Here is a 24315-nt window from a genome sequence, read left to right on the forward strand (position 1 = left end):
TGATGAACAAAAGGAATGGTAAAAAATCAACTGACAGACCTTTGATTGTACCAATCCCGGATCTCATCACTGAGCCGTAAAAATATAGTTAATTAAACCCATATGTAATTAAATGAAGTTAAGTATTTAAGGATTTATTTTTTTTTGAGCCATTTCATTGCTTTTTGAAGTGGCTCTTTTTACCCAATAAAGTTTCTTCCGAACTAAATAAGAGCGTGATGAAAAAAAATAAAAAAATAGAAAACTGTGCAAATAGTCTATATAATGAATTCCCAAAAGCTGAAGTATTCATTAAATACGCTAAAAACATCAACGTTAGTGAAGGAATACTATATGTGGCAGAACAGGAAGATTGCCATTGGTTTTTGGATATTGTGGTTCATAACTGCATCATGGTGAATGAAATTAAGTATCAAAAATGGCAGCTTTTAAAAAATCCGGATGGTGAAATTTTGGTGGTGGTATCAGACAGGAAAGGCAATAGGTTATTAGAGATCAATGTACCCGAAAAAGACTTTTATTTTTCAAGCTTTACGATCTGTAAAATAAGTAATGATCTGCTGATGCCCTGTGAACAATAAATGCGCTGGTTCATAAAGTAGTGCACATCATGAGTTAGTTTTTTGTTAATCGCTGATGAGCCGGTATAGAGGCAGTCTGTACCGGTTTGTCTTTTTGTTGAAATTTTTTATAAAATGTATACAGAAGCTTAAATCTGTTAATTTTAAAGAATAAATTTTGAAAAATTATATTCTCTATTTTTACCAAAAACACAATCATGCTGGTAAAAATTTATGGAAGTGCCATCCATGGAGTGGCGGCACAAACCATTACTATTGAAGTGAATGTAGACACTGGAGGCGTAGGCTATCATCTGGTCGGGCTTCCTGATAATGCCATTAAAGAAAGCAGTTACAGAATCTCCGCTGCCTTAAGAAATGTAGGACACAAAATTCCCGGAAAGAAAATCACCATCAATATGGCTCCCGCCGACCTCAGGAAAGAGGGTTCTGCCTATGACCTCAGCATAGCCATTGGAATCCTGGCCGCTTCAGACCAGATCCTGGCTGAAAATATTCAGGATTACATCATCATGGGCGAGTTGTCATTAGACGGAAGCCTGCAGCCAATCAAAGGAGTGCTTCCTATTGCCATACAGGCCAGAGAAGAGGGTTTTAAAGGAATTATCCTTCCCATGCAGAATACCCGGGAAGCCGCCATTGTAGACAGCCTTGAAGTGTATGGTGCAGAAAATATCAAAGAAGTAATTGATTTCTTTAACGAAGGAAAACCGATCAAAAGAATTGTATTAGACACCAGAAAAGAATTTCAGGAAAAGATCAATGATTTCCCGTTCGATTTTTCAGAAGTTAAAGGACAGGAAACCGCAAAAAGAGCCATGGAAGTGGCAGCGGCTGGAGGGCACAATATCATCCTCATTGGTCCGCCGGGTAGTGGAAAAACCATGCTGGCCAAAAGAGTTCCGGGAATTTTACCGCCTTTAACCCTTAAAGAAGCTTTAGAAACAACCAAAATACATTCTGTAGCCGGTAAAATTGGAACTGAAACATCTCTCATGACTGTTCGTCCTTTTCGCTCACCTCATCACACGATTTCGGATGTGGCGCTGGTAGGCGGCGGAAGTTATCCTCAGCCCGGAGAAATTTCACTGGCACACAACGGAGTTTTGTTTCTGGATGAAATGCCGGAATTTAAAAGAACGGTTTTAGAAGTCATGAGACAGCCGCTTGAAGATCGTGAAGTAACCATTTCAAGAGCTAGATTTACCGTCAACTATCCTGCCAGTTTTATGCTCATAGCATCCATGAATCCCAGTCCCAGTGGTTTTTTTCCCGATGATCCGGGGAATACTTCGTCCGTTTACGAAATGCAGCGGTATATGAATAAACTGTCGGGACCTTTATTAGACAGGATCGATATCCATATTGAAGTACAGAAAGTTGAGTTTGAACAGCTTGCCGAAAAAAGGAAAGGAGAGAAGAGTTCAGATATCCGGGATCGCGTTCTGAAAGCACGCAGTATTCAGAATGAGCGCTATAAAGATTTAAATATCAGCTATAATGCTCAAATAGGACCAAAGGAAATTGAGGCATTCTGCAGCCTGGATGACACCTCACTTCACCTTATCAAAATGGCTATGGAGAAGCTGAACCTTTCCGCCAGAGCTTATGACAGGATCCTGAAAGTAGCAAGAACCGCCGCTGATCTTGAAGGATCTGAACCCATACTTTCCCATCATATTTCAGAAGCCATCCAATACAGAAGCCTGGACCGGGAATTTTGGAATATATAATTGTGAAATTCATGATAATTCTTAAATTTCAATAATTTCATTGGCTTTATAACCTTCGGTGTTTTTTAAGGATTTCATCTGGATGTACTTCAATTTCTACTATGTGATTTTCTTGATTCTGCCGATTAGCTGATGAACATCAGTGTTTTTAATTTAATTCTCTGTTTTGGGAAAGTTTACGCTTATTTAATCTTTTGTGTAAAATATTATGTTAAATTTGATTACCAAATTTTTAAAAATATTGCATTATGAAAGAAAAATCTATTAACGAAATCTGATAAGATAGTAGTTAAATAATATTCCTGAAGAATTAATCATATTCTTTATCGGTTGAATTGTAATAGACTGTTTTTAAACGTGTTTACGGTTCTGCTATGCAGATCATCCCGACCTTTTATTATCAACCAAAACCAAAAACTAATATGCCAAATACATTATCAACACCATCTGGGCAATCCGCCGGTGCGCCGGTTCTTTTATCTTCAGAGGACCGTGAAAAACTTCTCAATGATTTCAATGCCACAAGCTGGGATTATCCTCAAGAAGAAACACTGGTTTCCCTCTTCAGAAAGCAGGTATCCCTTAATCCTGAAAATACTGCTGCTGTCTATAAGAACGAACAAATCTCGTATAGGGAACTGGATCAGAAAAGTAATCAACTTGCCAACGCCCTTCTGGAAAAAGGAATAAAAGAGGGAATGTATGTTCCGGTATGGCTGGATCGCTCATTAGAATGGCTGGTCGCTATTCTTGGAGTCCTTAAAACCGGAGCTGCCTATGTGCCCATAGATCCGGCTTATCCTGCAAAACGGGTAGAATATATTCTTACAGACACCTCTGCAAAAATTATACTTACCGATCAGCTACGGGGGAATCTGCTATTGGCCGGAATAAAGACTGAAGTTTTTTACGTGGATCAGATAGAAAATATTGCTGATTTTTCTTCGGAGCAACCGGATATTTCGCTTCACCAGGATGCATTGGCTTATACGATCTACACCTCCGGTTCTACAGGAAATCCAAAAGGAGTAATGATATCCCATCACAGCATCCAGCATCTTGTCACATGGCACAATCATTATTTTCATGTGGATCATACCTCACACCTTACGCTTGTCGCAGGACTGGCATTTGACATCTCGGTATGGGAAACCTGGTCGGCACTTACGGCCGGTGCTGTGATTTTTATCGCAGATAATGAAGATAGAGTAGAAGCTTCAGAACTGGTGAATTATTACCGTAAAAACCGCATTACCCACGGATTTGTACCATCAGTTCTTGTTCCTTCTGTCGTCGCTGAAACCAGAAATTATACAGATCTGAACCTTAAATACCTTTTTACAGGAGGCGAAAAATTAAAGCCTGTTCTGAAAAGCGAATTGAGTTATGAGCTGATCGATTATTACGGCCCTACGGAATGTACAGTGTATGCAACCTTTAAAAAAGTGAAAGACATCAATGGAGCCTATGTTTCTTCCATCGGGAAACCGGTTGCCAATGCAAAGGCGTATATTTTAGGGGAAAATAATGAACTTCTGCCTGTTGGAGCAGTCGGAGAACTATACATTGGAGGAAATATTCTTGCTAAAGGTTATCTCAATAATGAAGAGCTTACCGCTTCTAAATTCATTGCCAACCCGTTTAGGGAAAACGAAAAACTGTACCGGACCGGAGATCTCGCCCGCTGGAAACCTGAAGGGGATATTGAGTTTTTAGGAAGAATAGACAATCAGGTGAAAATCCGTGGATTCCGGGTGGAACTTGGAGAAATAGAGCGCACTCTTGCCCGTTTGGAAGGGATACAGGAAGCTGCAGTGATCACCAAAGATCATGCGGGTAGCAATAAATATATCGTTGCTTTTATTGTATTTAAATCTGATGTAAAAGCAGATGCGGCCTGGATAAGACAGCAACTGAAAGAAGACTTGCCTGGCTACATGATCCCTGCGCAAATTGTAAGTGTAGATAAAATACCCCTCACAGTCAATGGAAAAACCGACACTCATTTCCTGAAAGAACTGGCAGATAAAGAGGCCAAAGAACTTATTTCTACAGAACCACCTACCAACGAGACCGAGAAAATTATTGCCAATATCTGGGCCGAGGAACTGGAACGTCCAGTGATCAATGTTACAGATAATTTCTTTGATATAGGCGGAAACTCTCTGCTTGTTGCGATTGTTGCTACAGCGTTGAATTCAAGAATTGATACTAAAGTCTATATGCGGGATATTTACCAGTTTCCGGTATTGAAACAGCTCGCAGATGAACTGATCACCAGAGCCAAAGAAGCCCGTGAAGCTATTCCTGTGGAAGATGTTGAGCCGTATGTTGCTCTTCAACAGGATGTCTACCTTGCTCCGGGAACTGTTTTTGCCGATGGTTTTGATCCTAAACAACTGGAACATCCAAAGACGATATTTTTGACTGGAGTAACCGGATTTGTCGGAATTCATCTTTTGCAGGAACTTTTAGATACGACGGATGCCAATATTTACTGTCTGGTAAGAGCTCAGGATGAATTTCATGCCGTGGAGAAAATAAACCGATGTTTTAAACAGTATCATATAGAACGAAAAGAGAATCAGAAACAGAGAATAATTCCAGTCATTGGTGATCTTTCTCTTCCGTTACTGGGCCTTTCTGATGAGGTGTTCAAAAATCTTGCAGGGATGCTTGACCTCATTTATCACTCAGGAAGTTCTGTGAATTTTATTGAACCTTATTCCTATATGAAAGCGCCCAATGTAGAAGGATTAAGAGAGATTATTAAACTGGCCGGAGCCGAAAAGACCAAATGTCTTGCACTGCTGTCTACTATTTCCGTTTACAGCTGGGGACACGTGTTCACTGGTAAAACAGTCATGCTGGAAAGTGATGACATTGCCCAGAATCTGATGTCGGTAAGCAAAGACATTGGCTATGTAAGAAGCAAATGGGTGATGGAAGCAGTCGCTGATCTGGCGGCTAAACAAGGTCTTCCGCTGATCACTTACCGTTTGGGATATGCTATGTGTCACAGCGAAACAGGTGCAAGTGCGCCTTATCAGTGGTGGTCCGGTTTGGTGAAAAACTGTGTAGAATTTAAATCTTATCCATTGCTAACAGAGTTAAGAGAAGGCTTGATCACAGTAGACTATATGACCAAGGCCATGGCACACATCACAAAAAATAAAGAAGCGGTAGGGAAGAAATTTAATCTGATCGCCAGACCGGAAACCAATCTTACTCTGGAAAGTTTCTTTGCGCTGTTGAAGAAATATTATCCGCTGATCCTTGAAGGTCTTCCTTATAAAGAATGGAGAAAACAGTGGGAAGATGACAGTAAAAACCGGTTATACCCTCTGACCAGCCTTTTTAAGGATAATATGCATGAAGGGCTTTCTACCGTAGAGCTGTATCAGAATACATATGTTTGGGATTGCTCAAATGTGATACAGTTCTTGGAAAATTCCGGAATTGAGGAACCTGCATTTGATAAGAAGATGCTTGATGCTTACCTTAACTATTTGGGAATTCCTATCTCATAGTTATCTTATTTATAGTGTAAAATACCAGACAGTCTTGCTGTCTGGTATTTTTATGAATTGAATTAAAAGTCTTTGAGATGGTTAATCGATGGTTACTTTAATCACATTCTGTACTGCAGGAACCGGGAAGATGCTTCCCACTTTAGCAATAGGTTTGCTTTCGCTTTGCGGTGTTCCCCCGAATAAGGACTGTCTGTTTCCTGCGCCGGGATATTGATCCACTCCAGTTCCGGAATCAAAGAGGGTAGTTTTTGAAGTAAGATCACTTTTTGCATTGGCATCAATGCTTTGTTCATTAGCATAAAACCAATCATTGGAGAAACCAAACATAGTAACATAGGCAATTTTGTCTCCGGGAGTGGCTGCAAATTGAGTCATCACCTTACTTCCGGGAGCGACAGGTGCGGTTCCGGCTACATAAACTCCTTTAACATTCGGTAAAGTTTTTAGGCTGTTCTGAAGTTTTGAAACATTTCCAAACTGTGAAATTTCCTTTAAGCCTTTCCCTGCATCCGTCTGTCCCAATTCATACACAGGATTTTTATCACCAGTGTAAACAACGACCAAAGCTGGGGAAAGACCTGTCATAATGCCGGTGTTTGCATTTAGTTTCATCATCATTTTACTGATATTTCCCATCTGGGCTATATCTGTAATTTCAGGATTTGATAAAGCATTTGCGGTGAAAAACGGAGCGCTGTTGAGAAGCTGGGATCCGTTGTAATTTGAAACCGCCCATACGCCCGGTGAAAATGGGGTTTCGTTGGCTGTACCTCCGGAATTGTTGCTGATGGTTAGGGTGAATTCAGAAGAAACGTCGTTGTACGTAAGATTAAGTTTCATCAGTTGAGAAGCGTTCACATTTGGAACCTGGGCAATAGGTTTGCTTTCCATCTGTCCGGAATTATCATTTTTTGTTCCGTTATCCCACAACAGAATCTGTGAAGAAACATCTCCCGTGACTGCATTTCCATTGTCGTCAAAAAGCTTGATCCCAGGCTGCTTTGATGCAAAAAACCAATCTTTAGAGGCGCCATACATTGTTGCCAACATCAGGGCTTGTGTTTTTCCCGCACTGAATGTAATAGAAACTGATTGCCCTGGCAAAATCACCGGACTGCCTGTTCCCTGAAAACTTCCACTTTCCACAAAATCTTTTGGAGTGACCACATTTTCAAAAGTGATGGTTCTCTTGACAGCATTGTTATCCATCATCATATTGTCATTATCATCACAAGAGGTAAGAATAAACGTTGTCAGTATTCCCGCTGCTAACGACGCTGTTTTGAATAGGTTTTTTTTCATAAATAAAATTTTTGTTATTACTATTTGTTACACAAATACTGTCGGGGAGGTCGGTAAATCCTGACAGGGATTTTATTTATTTGTTTTAATGCGTTGGTAATCAGTTGATTTATTTTTTTTTAATATAACACGTCGAGTTCTGTCGCTGCGCGTGGCGATATTTGCATCAGACAAAAAGAGAATATGGCCATATCATTTTTGATCTATCATTCACTTTAATCAAAAAATATTAACAAAATGAAATTTACGAACGATTTTTTTTCACCTACCTCTACGGACCCGGCAGATAATTTGGTGCAGCTGGTAGACAGTTATTCTTTAGAAAATGTAAACTATCAGAAAGTGACTCACTGGTATCACGAAGCTCATCCTGTAGCGATGACAGATGCTTTATGTGATGGTATAATTTATAGAAAAAGAAATGGAGAATACTATGCACTGACAAGTTTTCTGGCGGGGAAACCTATTAATATTGAACTTTTCGGAGCAAAAGGAGATTCTACAACAGATGATACCCAGGCATTTTTAAAAGCTGCAGATTTTGTCAACAGACTTTATGATTTTGTTTCTGTGGATCCTACTGATCCGGACGAAATTTATTCTCTTGAAATGCAATCCGTTACTTTAGTTGGAAACAGCCCTATCGGATATAAAATCACAGATACAGTTTTATTTAAAAAACCTGTCAACTTTATGGTAGATAAAATCTTTTATAGAGGAACAAGTGATAAAACGGTACTGATCTTTCAGAATAGTTTTAAAAATACAATTACCACGAATATTTCAGGAACGCCGGGAACCAATGTTTCTTCAGATAATTATGTAGGGATTCTACTTCAGGGTTCACAGCATTCTAAAATGTATCTGGGTGCTTCTTTCTTTACCAAAGGAATTGTTTGTGATGCCAATAATTCACCCGGCATATTTTCCGGTTTTGCGTGGAATGAGATTCAATTAAAATCAATGCAGTCTAATCTTGATGCATTTGTAATCAGAAATAGTAATGATGGCTGGGCCAATGCGAACCGTGTTATTGGTGGTGAATTTGGATCTTTTACCGGATTTATTGATGTTAGTACCGTTACGCGTAGAAGAACATTTGTTAAATTTGAAAAAGATGCAGCTTCAGAAGGATGTAATTCCTGGCTTTTCCTTAATCAGTCATTCGAATGGGGGCACGATTTAGATCCTTGGGAAACCCTTTGTTTTGATTTTTTAGCAGCTCCATGCTATGGAATTTCTATTTCAGAGCCAAGAATTGAAATTAAAACCGGAGAAAGAATAGGCATTTTCCACAGAGGTTCTGAGTTTAATTTTAATTCAAATCAAGTTCATTACCTTACTTATTTTACGGATCAGAACGGCATTAAATATGTGGGCGAAAAACCTGTTGTTTTATTGGACGAAGACTTAAGTGGTGACTTAAAAACTAATGGTTCAGATAGTCATTTTTATGTAAAGAACCTGGAGTCGTTTAATGAACTTACAGGCTTATTCCCCAATGCTGATTATGATAATCAATTCTGTCAGGTTTTTAAAATCAATGATCACAATACCAACTTATGGGTACAATGGCACCGTTATCCGCAATTTGTTCTTTTTGATGAGAATAGACAGATTATAACGGATATTGCCTTATTGCAGGCTCAGATAAATTTACTTGATTTTAGACCTCAGGATTATGGGGTTGACATTTTTACTCCGAATCCTGCGGTGCGAATAATAAAGATAGGAGACAAAGATGCAGGGGATTATGTGAATAATATGTATTTTATTCCGGAGGCAAAGTATGTAGGAATTATCCAGAGTCCTTTTGAAAATGCAAGATTGAAGGTGATGATCAACAGAGCAGACAGAGGGAAAATTGAGAAGGTGAAATTCCTTCAGATTCCTGAAGAAACTTTTTCAACGGTTAATGATCCTTCGGATTCAAATATGGTTGGATTCAACTTCAATACCGGTGAGAAATTCTACAATTTTAATACTCATAAAACTACAGTTATTAAAGAATCTGGAGTAGGAAGCACACTGTCAGGATATACGGTAGATGCTGTTGTTGGATCAAGAACATTTATCGTAAAGACAGGAGATATGAGTAAACTGTCTCTTGGAACAATATTCTACATTAATACAGCTGGAGGAACTGTTCGTTTTAAAATTGCAGGAAAAGAAGGAAATAAGATAACAGCTAATATTCCGTCTCATGTCACAGCAAACGATGCGGATATTACTTTCCCAATCTGTACTTTTGATACTTACTAAACCAATTCATTTAAAATAAACCAAAGAGTTCAGGAAATCCTGGGCTCTTTTTTATTGGATGATTGTTTTTGGGATTTTGTACGATTTTGTTTCCAAAAAATATAACACGTCGAGTTGTGTCGCTGTGCGTGACGATATTTGCTTCAGATAGAAAGAGAATAACCTCTCTGTCTTACAATTAACCAACAAAAAATATTTTTATGAGTTTTCCATGTATTGTAAAAAACACGATGACAGAGATGAGAAATCTGTCGGCTGCAGAAATAGCAGATCTCCAAAACGGCATTTATAAGGGAGTTTGTCTGTTAGGATATTATGAAACAAGAGATACTCCAGGCCCTGTTATTTATCATTTATCTGCTACATTGGGCACGGATGATGGAGGAAGTATTATCGAAACAGGAGGAATCAAACTGGAACATAATTTCACCCACGATCTGGATGTCAGATACTTTGGGGTAAAAGGAAAAGGAACATACAATGATACGCCGTTTATTTTATCATATTTTAATTATGTTAATGCCAATAATCTGTTTTGGGTTATTCCGGGTGGATTTAAAGTTGTTGTAAAACAACCTTTTGAGATTGAAGCGAGCGGAAGATGTGACGGAAAATTTATTCTTCGGAATGAGAATGGGGAGGTAAATATAACCATTGCCCGAAGATTTAATGGTGAGGCAGTAGATATAAGCACATGGGATACGGTCAAAATGAAACGTGGTAGTTTGGATGTCGGTTTTAGTAATACAGGCGTTGCGAATTTGTATTTTGTTTCTGAAGAGATTTTAATTGACCGTGATGATACTCCTTCTGAAACTAGTTATAAAAAGATAGAGTTTATTAGAAGTGTTGACGGTAAATTGACTACTCCTTTAGTTTGTTCTTACAGACAAGATCCTCAGAACCTTCAGGTACTGAAGGTTAAGAAATACATCTTTGAAGAGCCTATTTCTATAGATAATCTTAGTATTGAAACGGATGGAAATCTAAACGAGGCTAAATATTTATTTGTTAATAGAGATAATGTTACCCTTAACAACCCGCAAATTATTAATAAAATAAATAATATGGGAGTAGTTAATGTAGGAGCTGTAGCTCTTGAAATACAGGAGTGTGCTGACGTTATCATAAATAGTCCTTTCATAAAAGGGTTTAGAAAGGCTGGTGTTGGGTATGGTATTGCAAATTATTACTCAATAGGTGTCATTATTAATGATGGAAATGTAATAGAATGCAGACATGGATATACAGGCAGAAGCAGTGTAGATGTCACCATCAACAGAGGTGTTTGGGAAGACGGGATAGATGATCACTGGACAGATAGATTTACAGCCAATAATACCATTGTAAAAACAGGGAAAGGCGCGGCCGCATTTCAATTTGCAGGCAATGATATTACTCTCAACTCTCCAATAGTCAATGGAAGTGCCAGCATATTCTTTGGGATCAGGTTGGATACGCCCAGCTTAGGGGGAATTGTAAATATAAATAATCCTATTTTTAACACTGAAGATTCTCGTAATCAATCAGCCACAAGAGATATTTATATGTTCTCATATACCAGCCCGGGCGGAAATGTTGGGAATGCAATGCTACAAAAGTACGCGGTAGATCCAAAACTTCCTGAGAGCCTTAATATAATCAACCCAATTATTAATACAGATGCAAATATAGTATATGGCTTTTTTTTAGGTGTTTTGAATAGAAAGTATACTAACATTAAAAACCTGAAAATAACGGATACCATTGTAAATGCAAAGCCTACAACTCAATATACTGCAGTACAGATCATTAAAGATAGTGTTAAGCAACAGGAATATAGTACGAATATAGAAATAAGCGGAAGTCTTAAGACAAATGCACTTGCTACTACCGCTGTATATTTATATTCTATGGATAAGACTGATTATATCCGCCGTGCTAATATATATTTAACCGATTGTTTTGGATATGGAAGAGTGGTGTTTAGTGGAGCGAATCTCGAAACTCTTATTATGGATGGAGGAGATATTAATAGTTTTAATACTGATTATACTTATGCATCATATGCTGACTGCAACATCCAGTTTAAAAATGTAGAATGGAAAGGCGGAAGTATTGACAGGTTGACCCATGCTTTGTTCCAAAACTGTGTTTTTACCGGAGATTATGTATTTCCTTCAGCTGACGACGTATCATTGGTTAACAATGTAAGATATGCTGGTGTTTCAGGATTACCTCCTAATATTATTAATAGTTTAAGAGCCCCATTTGCATAATAAATAATTTAATTCAAAATAAACCCAAAGAGTTCAGAATTTTCTGAGCTCTTTTTATATTCCCTTTTTCCCCTCCAGAATCATTTCTATCATCTTGATCTTTCTTTTCTCCCTTGTTTCCGGCTTTTTAGCTTCTTCGATCCAGCGGATGTATTCTTTCCGGTGCGTATAGCTCATCTTATCAAACAGGGATTTTGCATCAGGATTTTCATTAAAAACAGAAGCAATATCATCAGCGATTTCCACTCTTCTTTCCTCCATATCTTCAATCAGGGAAACAGAAACTTCATCTCCGAAGCTTTTTCCAAGTTGCTTTCGTACTTCTTGTGTAAGTCCTAAAATATGACAGTCGGATTTCATTTTAACAAGGCTTCCGCGGTAGTCTACTTTAAGGTCAAATGTTGCTTTAATCCGCACCTGCCCCTTTTGCTGAACAGTTCCTCTGTAGAAAACGGAAATTCCACAAAAGCGGCGTTCATTTCACCGTTCTGTTGTATGATTGCGTTAAATTCTGTAGGTTTCATAGAGAAAGATTTATAGTTCAAAAATAAAAAAACCGTGAACATACATTCACGGTTTTGTATCTAAAAGCAAAAAAGATTATTTTTTGCTTTTTGTTTTCTTAGGCATTTGAGTAGTTCCTGAATTTTTAGTCTTTGTATCAGGAGGGGTGTTTTCTCCTCTTACAAGCTTTAATTCATCAACCAATCTTCTTGCTCCTGCATATTTGTCGATAGTCCAAAGAACGAAACGTACATCTACATTGATCGTTTTCTGCCACTCCTGTTCAAATACGATATCACCGCTTAATGCTTCGCTGTTTCCATCGAATGCAATACCGATAAGGTTTCCGTCTCCGTCAATTACCGGAGAACCAGAGTTACCCCCTGTAATGTCATTGTTGGAAAGGAAGTTCACAGGCATATATCCTGCAGCATCAGCATACTGTCCGAAATCTTTAAGGTTATAAAGATCGATCACTCTTTGTGGAAGATCGAATTCCTCGTCACCTTTTTTGTATTTTCCTACAAGACCGGTCATATCAGTATAATAGTTATCTGTAACACCGAAGTAGTTTCTGTCTTCTCTGATCGGAAGTTTATCTACCGTTCCGTATGTTAATCTCATGGTAGAGTTAGCATCAGGGTAGAATTTCTTTTCAGGCATCGCTTTCATTAATCCAGCTAAGAAAAGACGGTTGTTTTTGTTGAAGTTATCATCCACTTTAGCATACTTCTCAGTGCTCATTTTTTGGTCAGCAACGATTCCGTTGGCGATTTTCCAAAGTGGATCAGCATCTAATTTTAATGCATCAGGATTCAGTAAAAAGTTTGTAGCAGAAGTCTTATTTGCGAAGATTGAAGAATAAGCTACGTTAGAAAGCGTTTTAGCATCTAATCCTAAAATAGTAGCAGATGCCACTTCCTTGTTCTTTACTCTGGTTTGGTAAAGATTGGCCATAGAAGCAAGCATTTCTCCCTCCAGAGATGGATTGAAGTTTTCGTAAGCTGCTTTAAGTGCCGCTTCGGTCTTAGCTTTCATCGCAAGTCTTCCCTGCATGTCCTGAGCTGCGTAAGCTTTAAGGACAGATCCTACCTGCAAAGCAAGCGTAATATATTTTGCATTTCTTGAGAACTGTGAAGCGTAGTTTCTTTCAACATTTCTTTCAGAAACCTGCTTGTAATAAGCTTCGATATCTTCTAATACACCATCATAAGCAGTATTTCCAGGCATTACAGACCATTTTCTGTACGTATCCTCAATCTTTTGTTTATCAGAGATCGTTCCGTTTTTATCTACCGCATCGATAGTTCCTTGTCTGTTTTTCCAGTAGTTGGCTACAGAAGCATATTGAGACGCATAGTTAAGCTGAGTCGCTTTATCTTTGTCCATATACTTTTTCATAACGTCCATAGCAAGTTTGGAAGCTTCTACCCACGCCGGATAGTCTTTGTTTACCATCTGCTGAATTCCGTAAGAAGTCAGGTAACGGTTGGTTCTTCCAGGGTATCCAAGAATCATAGAGAAATCTCCAGGCTTGATTCCTTTAAGAGAAACCGGAAGGAAGTGCTTAGGCTTCAATGGAACGTTGCTTGGAGCAAATTCTGCAGGGTTTCCTGCTGCATCTCCATATACTCTGAACACGGTGAAGTCAGCTGTATGTCTTGGCCATTCCCAGTTGTCTGTGTCACCTCCGAATTTTCCTAATGATGATGGTGGTGCACCTACCAGTCTGATGTCTTTGTAATCCTGGTAAACGAAATAGTAGAATTCATTTCCGTTGAAGAAATCTCTTACCACTACCGTGTATTTCCCGTTTTCAGAGTTTTCAGTCTGGATGGCTTTAGTTTCAGCATCAATAACTGCTTTTCTCTCTGCTCCGGTCATATTGTTATTTAGCTTAGAATTGATTCTCTGCGTAGCATCATCCATTCTAACTAAAAATCTTACATAAAGATCTTTTGCGTTAAATTCATCCTTCTGCTTCATTGCCCAGAATCCGTTTTTCAGATAATCTTTTTCAGGAGTAGAAGCGGCAGCTACAGCACCGTAACCACAGTGGTGATTGGTGAAAATTAGTCCTTTGTCAGAAACAATTTCCCCAGTACAGAAGCCTCCGAAGCTTACGATAGCATCTTTTAAGCTTGAATTGTTTACCGAATAAATTTCTTCAGGTGTCAAATGCAGTCCTTCTTTTTGCATATCGACCCCGTTAAGTCTTTTGATGAGCATTAACAGCCACATCCCCTCATCCGCTCTCATCTGAGCAAAGCCCAATAAGAAAGTGAACAGTAGAAATAGTCTTTTCATTTTATAAAATAATTTTTGTGTCGCTAATTTACTAATTTTTACGATATTCTGTCCCGGAATGGTATGAAAATGGAAGGATAATGCGCATGAAAAAAATACTCCTATCTTTTTTTGCCGTTTTACTTCTCGGAGTCATTGCCGGTTGTTCTGCTGTCCCTGAAAAGAATCATAGCCTTCAAAGGCAATGGATGCTCGTTTCCTTCGATAAATTTTCTAAGGAAGAACTGATTAAAAATAAGGCTGAAATCAATTTGACAGGTGTCATGGAGAAAGGGAAAATAAAAGGCAGTGCCCATATGGGATGCAACGGTATGTTCTTTACTTCTGAATTTAAAAGCGGAGGAAGCGTGAAAATTTCAGGAGTGGGAAGTACCATGAAAGCATGCCAGAATATGGATCTGGAAAACGTATTTATTCAAAAGTTCGATAAAATGACCCATTATTCCATAGAAGGACATTTTCTGACCTTATCGGATGACAGCGGAAATACTATGAAATTTGTAGCAGCTGATTGGGATTAGTAACAGTATCTTAATTCACTCGAGTATAAAAATATAAAAGTCCGCATAGTGCGGACTTTCTGCTTGAAATCTGGTTGGGTTATCAGTTTTTTGGGATTGTTTTCTTTATTTCTTCCAGAGTTGCCGTATTAGGCAAGCCCTGCACGTTTTTATTTGTGTTGTTAGAAATCGGATGAGATGCCTGTCTGTTGGGAATAGAAGCTTTAATTTCAGCGAGACTTGCTGTATTGGGAAGTAATTTCCCTGAATTATTCGATGGAGAAGTCTGAGCTTTTGTCTCCTGTTTCTTCACTTCAAGTCCCTGTTCCGAAGCCAGAGTCGTTACAGCCTGCTTTTTGGGAGCATTTTCCTGAGCCGTTTTGGCCCATTGAGCTTCCCGTTCTCTGAGCTGTTTCACAACCTGGGCCTGATCTTCAGGTTCGGCAGCTTTCTTATTTTCCTGAGCATAAACACCTATGCTTAATGCTGCAAATGCAATGATATATAGTGATTTCATGATCGTTTATTTAATGTTTACCAGTACTTTAATTTTACCAACCGAGTTTTGGTCATAATCCTGAAGTGCTTTTCCGATTACCTGTCCTATTTTTACCTTTTTAGGATTCGCTTTCATGGCGGTTCCGGACAGGGAAGAGGTCACCAAAAGATCTCCTCTCTTAATTTTTCCACCTTCAAGACATACTTTCGTAGGAATAACCCCAATGACTCCCATTGGAACTTTTCCTATTAATTCAGAATCTATATTTTCTTCCGTTAAAAGAACGCCAGGTTTGGTTGCATAAACTCCCGCAACAAGTGTAGAATAGGGTTTTGATGATTTCTCCACGGTACGGTCAGAATCCGTTGAGATGATTAAAATATCTCCCGGTTCATAGTCTGAAGTAAGACCTTCCACGTCAAATGCTTCCGCAACGTCAGCTCCACTGTTTTGCGTTCCTCCGTTGAAGAATCCCATTCCTGATTTATTAATTCTGGCTACATTAGTCCCTACATTCCTCATAACTAGAATATTTCCGGAGGCTCCTCTGTGATCTATTACAGCAGCAGATCCCGTTCCGTCATTACGAACATCCAGAACAGTTTGTGTATTGGCCGTATTGAAGTTCGTGAAACGTCCCGCTCTACCAGTCCCGAAATTAGGAACCCAGCCATAAATTGCTGATCCTGTTCCATCTACCGTAGCTTCTACACCATCACCAGTATTGGCGGCGTTGGCTGTGATTCCGTTTCCGTTACCTTCTGCTATGGCTATTAATGCGGGTCCGTTTCCAGCCGGGTTGCTGGCATGGAATAATCCGGCAAAACCACCGGTTCCTGAAGAAATCCCGTAGATCCCGGCAGTACCGAAGTTGGCAAACTGTGAATTCACTTCTCCTTTTACAGCAGGAGAGGTACCTGTTACCCGGTCAACCTTAAAGTTTCCGGCAGTACCGTTACCTACAGTGGTCACCGTTATTACATCGCTTGTATTCGCATCATTAAATATATTGAACTTTCCGGCCCGGCCTGTTGCAAAAGTAGGAACCCATGCATACAGGGCATTTCCTGCACCGTCGATATTGGTTTCAACACCGTTTCCGTCTTTGCCGGCATTAGCGGTGATGGCATTTCCGTTACCATCAGTTAAAGAAATTAATGCGGCTCCGTTTCCGGAAGGATTGGAGGCGTAGAATAATCCTGCACGCCCTCCTGTTCCGGATGAAACTCCAAAAACAGCTGCGGCCCCGAAGTTTCCGAAAATGGTATTTACTTCACCTCTTACCGCTGCGCCTACGCTATTGGTATTGTCCACCAGGAAAGAGGCAGCATTACCCTGGGTATTATCCGGAATATTTCCGTTACCGTTCGTTTCCACCTCAAATACATTATTGAGTTCATTGGACGCATTAAAGTTTTCAAAACGTCCCGCACGTCCTTTACTATTGTTTAATCCTACCTGTCCTAAAACCCCGACAGCTGTTCCGGTAGTATTTGTAGAGATAAAACCTCTTACCCCGTAACCTCCACCATCGTTTCTTCCTACTACGGCTCCGGCAATATCACTGGTTGTTCTGCCTACGACAGCTTCACCGGCTCCGTTATTATCTCCGATAATCCCTGCAGAAGTCTGTGCGCTGGTAATTCCGTGTACGGCGAAACCGGTTCCTGTTGAACTTAAAACACCTGTACCGCTTCCTGATGAGGAAACGTTGATGACGGTTCCGTTTCCGAGGGTATTCGCGTTTAGGACATTGTTGTTATTGGCATTGTTGAAAATAGATAAACTGGCTGCAATTCCATTGGTACTGGTTGCAGTAAGACCTGTTCCTGTATTACTATTCGCATAAACTCCTGTTCCTGCACCCGAGGAATTCCCGTAAACTCCGAGGCCGGTGGGAGTGACCCCATAGATGCCCCATCCGCTTCCTGCCTGGCTTCCCCAGATTCCTATTCCTAATCCTCCGGTTCCGTTATTGATCCCTCTTACTGCACTGGAGAATCCTCCCGGTGCGGTACTGTTTACAATTCCGCGTACCGGGGCAATACTGGAAGTCGTTGTATTATTAACCCCTTCCACAGAAGTTCCGTCACCGTCATTGGTGAGGGAGAATAGAGTGGAAGCATTGTTTACGGTATTGGTGTAAGGTATGGCGAAGGTTCCGCCGGTTCCGCCTGCAGATTTGGCATACATGGCATAAGGTACACTTAATAGCTGGCTTGTTCCTGCTATGGTATAGTTCGTACCACCGGCCGGATCGGTCTCAGTTTTTAGATAATAGCTGCCTGAAGGCCAGTTGATGGTAGAAAATGTTCCGGAAAGCACAGTTCCCGTTCCTATTTCCATACTGATAAGTCCATTCGCATTGGTAAGTCCGGTTAATCGTTCCGAATAGACCAGTGTTCCGGCTGGAGAGCCTTGTAACACACTTACTTTAACAGCGATATTTTGATTGACCAGCAGCTGGCCGGATCCGTTTCTCATGATAGCCTGGTAGCTCATTTTTTCCGGAGCCTGGGCATGTCCTATAAAGAGGCCCAGCATGATCCCCAGCGAGAGTAATATTTTTTTCATGGCGTTATTTTTTGATGACTTTAAATGTTTTTAGGTTTTCCCCGCTCTGATTGATCCGGATAATGTATACTGCCGAAGGAAGAGAGGAAAAATCGAGTTCGGATTTTGACTGTGAGATCATAACCTTTTTGATCAGCTTGCCCTGAGCATCGAACAATTGATATTCGGATCCTTTGTAGGGAGCTGAATTAAAATCGATGTACAGATAATCTCTGACAGGATTAGGATAGAGTAAAATGCCTTCTTGCTTTGATACGGTTTCACTGGCAGAGAGTGTAGTGATTTCGTAGGCCTGTTGTACACCTTCCGTCATTTGGGAATTGACTCCCTTGTACAGATAAGTGGTTTGGCCGACACTGTAAGAAACCGAGCCGTTGCTTCCTGATGCATTTGTTCCCGTAGCCAGCACCACAGATTGAGCGTGTAATATACTGACGGCAAAGGAGAACAGGATGAGAAAGAAGCAGTGAATAGATGTTCTTTTCATGTAAATGGTTTTGTGGTTATTAATTGGTTTTCCAAGTTTTCAAATGAAAATTTGTAGACACTAAATTACCACATATCACAACCGGATAAGAGGAAAATAGACTAACGGTAAAAAAAATCGACCAACGGCACTTTGTTGCAAAAATGTTGGTATTCAAGGATTAAGGATCGAGAAAAGAGAGGCTGTCTTTGTAGGTTCTGCCTATAGGAAGCCTAATCTGATGGATCAGTTCTATTTCATGGCTGTTTTTTCCGCGGATGAAATGGCGGGGAACGGCATAGCTGCGGTGTATCCTTACAAAGGAGTCGAAAAAGCTTTTATGGAGCAGATTTCCCAGAGAATCGAGGATGCAGTGTTTCTTATCGTGAGTGACGAGGCGGGTATAATCTTTTAGGGCTTCAAGGTAAAGAATATCGGTAAGTTTGATCTGAGAAACATGACCGCCTTCTTTTATTTTAATACAGTTTTCACCGAGAAGGGCATCGAAGCAGTCACATTTTTCCTTCATTTCAAAAAAACTGAAGACTTTCTGCATGGAGGTGTGGAAGCGTTCCGGTTTAAGAGGTTTGGTGACGAAGTCCAGTACATCAATTTCAAAAGCTTGTGCGGCCAGTTCTGCGTGGGAACTTACAAAGATGCAGGCTGGGATTTTATAAGCCAGTTTCCTGAAATCCAGACCACTCATGCCGGGGAGCCGGGTTTCGCAGATCAGAAGATCTATAGGAAATTCCAGGTAAGGAACAGCCTTTTCCGCCGAATTAAAAGACGCAATAACTTCTATATTGTCATATTGTCTGATGTGATGCTGAAGAACCAGTCTGTCCAGTTCATCATCATCAATGATCATACAGTTAATACGCGTAATCATGATTTGGGTGTTAGTTTTTATAAGATTTATAATTTTTTATGTTTATTAATTATAAATCAGCTTTATAAAGTTATTAATTTTTTACAAAAGAAAGTTATTGTAAACTTAAATTAACATTAAAATATGGGGAATACTAAAAATTGATTTTGTTTTTTTTCCTGAAAATTGGTATCTTGTGAAAATCACAAACATAGACAGAAATTAATGCTAGATAAGAAAGAACATAATTACGAGAAGGCTATTTTGGTAGGGGTTGTCACCCAGAATCAGGATGAAGACAAGCTTACGGAATATATGGATGAATTGGAATTTTTGGCGTTCACAGCAGGTGCAACGGTCCATAAACGATTTACACAAAAATTAACCCAGCCGGATTCCAAAACCTTTATCGGAAGCGGAAAAGCACAGGAAATAAAAGAGTATGTAAAGGAAAACGAGATCGGAACAGTTATTTTTGATGACGAATTATCTCCTTCCCAGCTGAAAAACCTTGAAAGGGAAATAGAAGTAAAAATTCTCGACAGAACCAATCTGATCCTCGATATTTTTGCACAGAGAGCACAGACTTCCTATGCGAGAACTCAGGTAGAACTGGCCCAATATCAATATCTTTTACCACGTCTGACCAGAATGTGGACTCACTTGGAGCGTCAGAAAGGGGGAATCGGGATGAGAGGTCCGGGAGAAACCGAGATTGAAACTGACCGTCGTATCATTCGTGACAGAATTTCCCTGTTAAAGGAAAAACTGAAAACCATCGACAGACAGATGGCCACTCAGCGTAACAACCGCGGAAAAGTGGTGCGTGCTGCTTTGGTGGGCTATACCAACGTAGGAAAATCTACTTTGATGAATGCACTTTCCAAGTCCGATGTTTTTGCAGAGAATAAATTATTTGCAACGCTGGATACTACGGTGAGAAAAGTGGTGATCGGAAATTTACCGTTCCTGCTTACGGATACGGTAGGATTTATCAGAAAACTTCCGACTCAGCTTGTAGAATCTTTCAAATCCACTTTGGATGAGGTTCGCGAGGCGGATCTGCTTATTCACGTGGTGGATATTTCCCATGAAAGCTTTGAAGATCAGGTAGAATCTGTGAATAATATTTTAATGGAGATCAATGCTCATCAGAAACCGATGATCATGGTATTCAATAAAATCGATGATTTCAGCTACGATAAAAAAGATGAGGATGACCTTACGCCGTCCACCAAAAAGAATATTTCTTTAGAGGAATGGACCAAAACATGGATGGGTAAATCTAAATATCCTACGGTTTTCATCTCGGCTCTGACGAAAGAGAATTTCCCGGAAATGAAGAAAATGATCTACGATGAAGTGATGAAGATTCATATCTCAAGATTCCCATACAATGATTTTCTTTTCGAATATTTCGACAACGACGAGGTAGAAGAAAACAACGATTAATGAAATGTCACTTTTTCCTGTTATTCGTTTTATTTTCGGTTTTTGGGTTCAGCCAGAAATCAAAAGTTGATTTGAAAGACATTGAAAAAAGCCTTAAAAAGAAAGATTCTCCCTACAATTACGAGAAACTGATTTTTAAATACAAAGGATACCCAAAATCCCTGGACAGCATTGAAGCCCAGTACCTGTACTACGGCAGAAACTTCAGGGATGATAAAGTTTCGACATCTGATGAGCAGTTCAAAAGCCTTGCAGATGCTTTTAAAGAAAGCAATTTTGACGAATGCATCAAACAGGGAAAAATCCTCTATGATAAAGATCCTACGAACCTGGATGTCCTTCTTGTCCTTCTCAGGGCTTATGATTCAAAGAAAGACGGGAGCAATTTCATTCATCACCTGAACCAGTTCCGTTCACTGACGGAAAGCATAAAAAATTCGGGAGACGGAACTTCTGAAAAAACCGCGTATCTGGTGAATTCCGTAGGAGACGAATACATCCTCCTGAATATCCTGAATATTGGAAAAGAGTATGTGAGAGGATCAAAGCCAACCAAGGAAGGGATGTTTGATATCTGGGAAAAAGACGGACATCAGTTATTTATTAAAATACTTTATTTAGACCTATAAATTAATTAAAAAAGACACTTAGTGGAGTTATATTATTCATTTTCAGCCTTAATAGTATTAGCATCGATTTTTGCCTATCTCAATTACAGATTTCTGAAACTTCCCAGTACCATCGGGATTATGGTGATTGCCATTGTTGTTTCCATTTTTCTGGTGATGTTTGGAGAAGCCGTGCTTCCACGTACTTTCGGGCATCTTAATAATTTAATGAATAGTATTGACTTCACAGAAGTTCTGATGGGTGCTATGCTTAATTTCCTGCTCTTTGCAGGAGGAATCCATATCAATATCAACGATCTTAAGGAGCAGTTCCGGCCGGTCCTTATATTTTCTACAGCAGGAGTGGTTATTTCCACATTTGTGGTAGGATTTGGGATGTTTTATCTGCTGCCGTTTTTAGGAATTCAGCTACCATTTATTTACTGTCTGGTCTTTGGAGCACTTATTTCGCCTACCGATCCGGTTGCAGTTTTAAGTATTCTGAAACAGGCCAATGTATCCAAATCACTGGAGACGAAAGTAGCTGGAGAATCTCTATTTAACGATGGTATGGCCGTAGTGGTATTTACTGTAGTGTTGCAGCTGGCCATTGGAAAAGAAGTGGATCTTGGGGTTGAAAGCATAGGTTTACTCCTGATGAAAGAAGCCGGTGGCGGTATTCTTCTCGGTGTCGTATTGGGTTGGATTACTTCCAGACTGATGCGTGAAGTGGATGATTATATAATTTCCGTTCTGGTAACGCTTTCTGTGGTGATGGGAGGTTATCTTATCGCCAGACAGATGCATATTTCCGGACCGTTGACGATGGTTGCCGCAGGTTTATTTATGGGTAATTTTAATGTCAGATTTAAAATGAAGTCTGTCACGCAGGATTATCTCATCAAATTCTGGGAACTGATAGATGAAATTCTGAATGCCGTTTTATTCCTGTTCATTGGGTTTGAACTATTGATGATCAAAGACTTAAAGCACTTTATGGTTCCGGGTCTGTTGGCCATTGCGGTAGTTCTGATAGCCCGTTTGGTTTCAATCTGGGTACCTACAAGATTCATGTCTTTACGAACGAGATTTAGTCCGCAGACCATTAAAGTTCTGGTTTGGGGAGGAATCCGCGGTGGAGTTTCAATTGCCTTGGCCATGTCTATTCCAAAAAGTGAATACAGCGAAATTATCTTGAGTATCACGTACTGTGTTGTGGTGTTCTCCATTATTGTTCAGGGACTTACCATTGCTAAAGTGGCCAATCCGAAAGCGATTGCAAAAGAAGAGGAAGCGCAGGAGACCGTTGCTTTGGATGACCATGCGTAATGGAAGATTATTTATATTTGTTTAAAATTTAATTAATTCCACCCCACCAGGTTGCATCGTATGGGCAATATCATCAAAGAAATACAGGAAGCTCTGGCCGTCCTTTCCATTCCTGAAAAAGCTGAATTCTTTCCAAGGTTTTTCAAAACAGGAAAAGGAGAATATGGCGAGGGAGATCTGTTTCTGGGCGTAACTGTCCCGGATCAGAGATCTGTAGCCAAAGCATATTATTCCAAAATAGACTTAGAAGACTTAAGTGTTATATTGTCTTCAAAATACCACGAACACAGACTCACCGCGCTTTTTATGCTGATCTCCAAGTTTGAAAAAGCAAAAGATAAAGCTCTAAAAGAAGAAATCATTCAGTTTTATCTGGATCATCTTCCGTATGTTAATAACTGGGATCTGGTAGATTCAAGCTGTTATAAAATCCTGGGACGATACGCCTTTGAAAATGGAAAGGAAGAACTATTGAGAAACCTTTCGGATTCTGAGGAAATGTGGCATAAGAGAATCGCTGTAGTAGGCACAATGCATTACGTGAAAAAAGGATCTTTTGAACTGACGAAAGAATTCGTGACCAAAAATCTGAAACATCCGCATGATCTGATGCATAAAGCCAACGGATGGCTGCTTCGTGAAATGGGCGAGAAAAATGAAGCTGAGCTGATTGCTTTTTTAAACAAACACTATCAGGAAATGCCCAGAACCTGCCTGAGATACGCCATTGAAAAACTTGATGAACAGGTAAGACAGGATTATTTGAAAGGAAGGATTTAAAAAAATGGTTGTTTTCAGTGAAATAACAGAGTCTATAAAGTATTTTCAAACGGAATTAAGTAGTTTTGTGTTTTAAAACTCAATTATGAAAAATTTTCTGAAGCTGTTGGCGCTGCTTCTGCCTTTATTATTGCTGAGCAGCTGTTTTGATATTTTAGATAAAGTGAATGTCAAAGCCGATGGAACCGGGGAATATTCCATCATTCTGAATGCCAGTAAAAGCAAAACAAGGCTGGCTTCCATCTCTAAAATGGAAACGATTAACGGGAAAAAAGTTCCAAAAAAGTCTGAAATTGAGAATAAAATCAATGAAGCAGCTAAAATTTTTAAAGGAACGCCGGGAATCAGCAATGTGAAAACCTCCATGGATTTCGATAATTACGTGATCAAATTAAGCTGTAATTTCAAAAAAATTGAAAATATCAATGCCGGACTGGAGCAGCTGAAAGCTAAAAAGATCCTCGGTAAAATGATTCCTACCCAGATTTACAGCCAGAGCCTTGAGAAAAAATCATTGACCAGAAACAAGGTGAACACCTTCAAAGCAGATTACGACAAGATGGGCAAGGCAGACAGGGAAGTCTTTAATGATGCCAAATACACGTCTATCATGCAGTTTGAAAACACGGTGAAATCTCAAACCAATTCTTCTTACGTACTGGCTCCGAACAAAAAAGCAGTCAAGCTGGAAGCGGATATTTTAGACCTTATTTTTCAAAAGAAACAATTACAAAACACGATATTATTTCAATAAATTCT

Annotated in this window: 18 protein-coding genes; 11 read left to right on the top strand and 7 right to left on the bottom strand. The window is 39.6% G+C overall.

What is annotated here, in order from left to right; translation table 11 throughout:
* Positions 1 to 218 precede the first annotated feature (218 nt).
* The 3 genes from LC419_RS17075 to LC419_RS17085 all read left to right on the top strand — a co-directional run bounded on the left by LC419_RS17075 (position 219) and on the right by LC419_RS17085 (position 5844).
* Positions 219 to 581: a DUF6876 family protein gene (locus LC419_RS17075; protein WP_223608496.1), complete on the top strand. Its 363-nt coding sequence runs from the start codon at positions 219 to 221 to the stop codon at positions 579 to 581.
* Positions 582 to 778: 197 nt separating this feature from the next.
* The gene (locus tag LC419_RS17080) at positions 779 to 2314 is read left to right on the top strand and encodes a YifB family Mg chelatase-like AAA ATPase (RefSeq protein ID WP_223608497.1); all 1536 of its coding nucleotides are present in this window, start codon (positions 779 to 781) and stop codon (positions 2312 to 2314) included.
* Between the two features lie 422 nt (positions 2315 to 2736).
* A complete protein-coding gene (locus tag LC419_RS17085; RefSeq protein ID WP_223608498.1) occupies positions 2737 to 5844 on the top strand; it encodes an amino acid adenylation domain-containing protein in 3108 nt (1035 codons plus the stop codon).
* 81 nt (positions 5845 to 5925) lie between these two features.
* Here LC419_RS17085 and LC419_RS17090 read toward each other — a convergent pair whose 3' ends face one another.
* Complete coding sequence (locus LC419_RS17090) at positions 5926 to 7149, bottom strand: spondin domain-containing protein (RefSeq protein WP_223608499.1); 1224 nt, start codon at positions 7147 to 7149, stop codon at positions 5926 to 5928.
* A 237-nt stretch (positions 7150 to 7386) separates the two neighbouring features.
* Between LC419_RS17090 and LC419_RS17095 the strand changes: the two genes are divergently transcribed.
* Positions 7387 to 9411 (top strand): hypothetical protein, encoded by a 2025-nt coding sequence (locus LC419_RS17095; RefSeq protein ID WP_223608500.1) that lies wholly within the window; start codon positions 7387 to 7389, stop codon positions 9409 to 9411.
* A gap of 239 nt (positions 9412 to 9650) precedes the next feature.
* Positions 9651 to 11669 (top strand): hypothetical protein, encoded by a 2019-nt coding sequence (locus LC419_RS17100; RefSeq protein ID WP_223608501.1) that lies wholly within the window; start codon positions 9651 to 9653, stop codon positions 11667 to 11669.
* 54 nt (positions 11670 to 11723) lie between these two features.
* On the opposite strand, the gene LC419_RS24240 is transcribed toward LC419_RS17100, so the two are convergent.
* Positions 11724 to 12086, bottom strand: coding sequence for a YdeI/OmpD-associated family protein (locus LC419_RS24240; RefSeq protein WP_223608502.1), 363 nt, complete (start codon positions 12084 to 12086; stop codon positions 11724 to 11726).
* Positions 12087 to 12269: 183 nt separating this feature from the next.
* Positions 12270 to 14480: a S46 family peptidase gene (locus LC419_RS17110; RefSeq protein WP_223608503.1), complete on the bottom strand. Its 2211-nt coding sequence runs from the start codon at positions 14478 to 14480 to the stop codon at positions 12270 to 12272.
* An 86-nt stretch (positions 14481 to 14566) separates the two neighbouring features.
* On the opposite strand from LC419_RS17110, the gene LC419_RS17115 reads away from it, so the two are divergent.
* Positions 14567 to 15001 (top strand): META domain-containing protein, encoded by a 435-nt coding sequence (locus tag LC419_RS17115; RefSeq protein WP_223608504.1) that lies wholly within the window; start codon positions 14567 to 14569, stop codon positions 14999 to 15001.
* An 82-nt stretch (positions 15002 to 15083) separates the two neighbouring features.
* Here the strand turns inward: LC419_RS17115 and LC419_RS17120 are convergent, their stop codons facing one another.
* The 4 genes from LC419_RS17120 to LC419_RS17135 form a co-directional block, all read right to left on the bottom strand.
* Positions 15084 to 15497, bottom strand: a complete 414-nt coding sequence (locus tag LC419_RS17120; RefSeq protein WP_223608505.1) for a hypothetical protein — start codon at positions 15495 to 15497, stop codon at positions 15084 to 15086.
* Between the two features lie 6 nt (positions 15498 to 15503).
* A complete protein-coding gene (locus LC419_RS17125) occupies positions 15504 to 18053 on the bottom strand; it encodes a collagen-like protein (RefSeq protein ID WP_223608506.1) in 2550 nt (849 codons plus the stop codon).
* A gap of 4 nt (positions 18054 to 18057) precedes the next feature.
* Entirely contained in the window at positions 18058 to 18540 is a 483-nt protein-coding gene (locus tag LC419_RS17130) for a T9SS type A sorting domain-containing protein (RefSeq protein ID WP_223608507.1), read from the bottom strand.
* Between the two features lie 160 nt (positions 18541 to 18700).
* Entirely contained in the window at positions 18701 to 19408 is a 708-nt protein-coding gene (locus tag LC419_RS17135; RefSeq protein WP_223608508.1) for a LytTR family DNA-binding domain-containing protein, read from the bottom strand.
* Between the two features lie 204 nt (positions 19409 to 19612).
* Here LC419_RS17135 and hflX point away from each other — a divergent pair, with 204 nt between their 5' ends.
* The 5 genes from hflX to LC419_RS17160 all read left to right on the top strand — a co-directional run bounded on the left by hflX (position 19613) and on the right by LC419_RS17160 (position 24310).
* Positions 19613 to 20839 carry a GTPase HflX gene (hflX, locus tag LC419_RS17140; protein WP_223608509.1) on the top strand — a complete coding sequence of 409 codons (1227 nt, stop codon included), beginning with the start codon at positions 19613 to 19615 and terminating at the stop codon, positions 20837 to 20839.
* Positions 20839 to 21468: a DUF4919 domain-containing protein gene (locus LC419_RS17145; RefSeq protein ID WP_223608510.1), complete on the top strand. Its 630-nt coding sequence runs from the start codon at positions 20839 to 20841 to the stop codon at positions 21466 to 21468. Before hflX ends, LC419_RS17145 begins: the two co-directional genes overlap by 1 nt.
* 21 nt (positions 21469 to 21489) lie before the next feature.
* Positions 21490 to 22776, top strand: coding sequence for a sodium:proton antiporter (locus LC419_RS17150; RefSeq protein WP_223608511.1), 1287 nt, complete (start codon positions 21490 to 21492; stop codon positions 22774 to 22776).
* A 60-nt stretch (positions 22777 to 22836) separates the two neighbouring features.
* On the top strand, positions 22837 to 23556 hold the full coding sequence (locus LC419_RS17155) for a DNA alkylation repair protein (protein WP_223608512.1): 720 nt from the start codon (positions 22837 to 22839) through the stop codon (positions 23554 to 23556).
* Positions 23557 to 23641: 85 nt separating this feature from the next.
* A complete protein-coding gene (locus LC419_RS17160; protein WP_223608513.1) occupies positions 23642 to 24310 on the top strand; it encodes a hypothetical protein in 669 nt (222 codons plus the stop codon).
* The last annotated feature ends 5 nt before the right edge of the window (positions 24311 to 24315 follow it).

The sequence above is a fragment of the Chryseobacterium sp. OSA05B genome, assembly GCF_019970065.1.
In the GTDB taxonomy this organism is placed as follows: domain Bacteria; phylum Bacteroidota; class Bacteroidia; order Flavobacteriales; family Weeksellaceae; genus Chryseobacterium.

Coding starts and splice junctions, on each gene's coding strand:
- LC419_RS17095 (WP_223608500.1), top strand. CDS start 7,387: ATGAAATTTACGAACGATTTTTTTTCACCTACCTCTACGGACCCGGCA.
- LC419_RS17145 (WP_223608510.1), top strand. CDS start 20,839: ATGAAATGTCACTTTTTCCTGTTATTCGTTTTATTTTCGGTTTTTGGG.
- LC419_RS17155 (WP_223608512.1), top strand. CDS start 22,837: ATGGGCAATATCATCAAAGAAATACAGGAAGCTCTGGCCGTCCTTTCC.
- LC419_RS17160 (WP_223608513.1), top strand. CDS start 23,642: ATGAAAAATTTTCTGAAGCTGTTGGCGCTGCTTCTGCCTTTATTATTG.
- LC419_RS17115 (WP_223608504.1), top strand. CDS start 14,567: ATGAAAAAAATACTCCTATCTTTTTTTGCCGTTTTACTTCTCGGAGTC.
- LC419_RS17085 (WP_223608498.1), top strand. CDS start 2,737: ATGCCAAATACATTATCAACACCATCTGGGCAATCCGCCGGTGCGCCG.
- LC419_RS17080 (WP_223608497.1), top strand. CDS start 779: ATGCTGGTAAAAATTTATGGAAGTGCCATCCATGGAGTGGCGGCACAA.
- LC419_RS17090 (WP_223608499.1), bottom strand. CDS start 7,149: ATGAAAAAAAACCTATTCAAAACAGCGTCGTTAGCAGCGGGAATACTG.
- LC419_RS17130 (WP_223608507.1), bottom strand. CDS start 18,540: ATGAAAAGAACATCTATTCACTGCTTCTTTCTCATCCTGTTCTCCTTT.
- LC419_RS17075 (WP_223608496.1), top strand. CDS start 219: ATGAAAAAAAATAAAAAAATAGAAAACTGTGCAAATAGTCTATATAAT.
- LC419_RS17125 (WP_223608506.1), bottom strand. CDS start 18,053: ATGAAAAAAATATTACTCTCGCTGGGGATCATGCTGGGCCTCTTTATA.
- LC419_RS17100 (WP_223608501.1), top strand. CDS start 9,651: ATGAGAAATCTGTCGGCTGCAGAAATAGCAGATCTCCAAAACGGCATT.
- LC419_RS17110 (WP_223608503.1), bottom strand. CDS start 14,480: ATGAAAAGACTATTTCTACTGTTCACTTTCTTATTGGGCTTTGCTCAG.
- LC419_RS17120 (WP_223608505.1), bottom strand. CDS start 15,497: ATGAAATCACTATATATCATTGCATTTGCAGCATTAAGCATAGGTGTT.
- hflX (WP_223608509.1), top strand. CDS start 19,613: ATGCTAGATAAGAAAGAACATAATTACGAGAAGGCTATTTTGGTAGGG.
- LC419_RS17135 (WP_223608508.1), bottom strand. CDS start 19,408: ATGATTACGCGTATTAACTGTATGATCATTGATGATGATGAACTGGAC.